Genomic DNA, 1,170 nt, shown 5'->3' with positions numbered 1-1,170 from the left:
GCTGCCGTCGGTGCCTCGCGCGCCGCCGTGGACGCCGGCTGGTACCCGCACAGCAGCCAGGTCGGCCAGACCGGCAAGCAGGTCTCCCCGCAGCTGTACGTGGCCAACGGCATCTCGGGCGCCATCCAGCACCGGGCCGGCATGCAGACCTCGAAGACCATCGTGGCCGTCAACAAGGACCCCGAGGCCCCGATCTTCGAGCTGGCCGACTACGGCGTGGTCGGCGACCTCTTCGAGGTGCTGCCGCAGCTCACCGCCGAGGTGAAGGCCCGCAAGGCCTGATCCCGCACAACGACGACGACGGAGGGCGTGGCACCGAGGGGTACTCGGTGCCACGCCCTCCGTCGTCTCCCGGCGGATTCCCGGCGCGCAGCCCGGCCCGACCGGTCGGTGGCGCGGTCCGCGACCGAGCCCGTGACGCACCCCGCGGCGAGCCCGCGGCTCACTCCGCGACGAAGGCCGCGAGGTGCTGGGTGAAGCCGCCCTGGGCCGGCGGCAGCGGGCGCGGTTCGGTGTCCGGCGGCGACGGCGGCTCCTCCATCGGCAGCAGCCGCAGCTCCGGCTGTTCGGAGTCGGGGGAGGAGAGCAGCCGCACCCGGGTGCCGACCGGGACGGTGCTGCGCATCCCGTCCACGATGCACCAGACGTCGAAGCCCTCCGCCATCCGGATCAGCGACTTCTGACGGACCAGCGGCGTCCGGGCCTGCTCGACCGCGCAGCGCCGCACCACGCCCGTGCCCTCGCTGGGCTCCAGCCTGAGGTCGGTGGAGCCGCAAGTGGGGCAGAGCAGCCGTTGGAAGGTCGGGTTGTTGCACCACGTGCAGCGCTGGAAGTACAGCGTCGTGCTCCGGGTGTCGGCATCGATGGCTGGGTGGACCACGCTGTCATCTCCCTGCGCTCGGACGGGCTCGTTCGGCGGAAGTACGGCGAAAGTACGCCGGAAGTTCGGCACGAAAAGGATAGGGAACTCAGTACCGCCAAGGGAAGGCACTGAGTTCCCTTTTTGCCGCGCGCATGCATAATGAAGGGTACTGAGTACCGTCGTGAAACAGGAGTGGCGATCATGAGCCAGGAGTTCGATCTCTTCCGGATCTCCGAGGAGCACGAGATGCTCCGTGAGGCGGTGCGTTCGCTGGCCGAGGCGAAGATCGCTCCGTTCGCGGCGGAGGT

Annotated in this window: 2 protein-coding genes; one reads left to right on the top strand and one right to left on the bottom strand. The window is 69.8% G+C overall.

The genetic code is table 11. The annotated features are described in order from the left end of the window. On the top strand, positions 1-282 hold a 282-nt coding region (locus tag ACWDBE_RS39095; RefSeq protein WP_355270033.1), incomplete at its 5' end, for an electron transfer flavoprotein subunit alpha/FixB family protein. Between the two features lie 160 nt (positions 283-442). On the opposite strand, the gene ACWDBE_RS39090 is transcribed toward ACWDBE_RS39095, so the two are convergent. Continuing rightward, complete coding sequence (locus tag ACWDBE_RS39090) at positions 443-880, bottom strand: hypothetical protein (RefSeq protein ID WP_449793658.1); 438 nt, start codon at positions 878-880, stop codon at positions 443-445. Between the last annotated feature and the right edge of the window lie 290 nt (positions 881-1,170).

This window comes from Kitasatospora sp. NPDC001132 (assembly GCF_053598415.1).
Note: the sequence above shows the minus strand (reverse complement) of the source record. Positions and strands in the feature narration are given on the sequence as shown.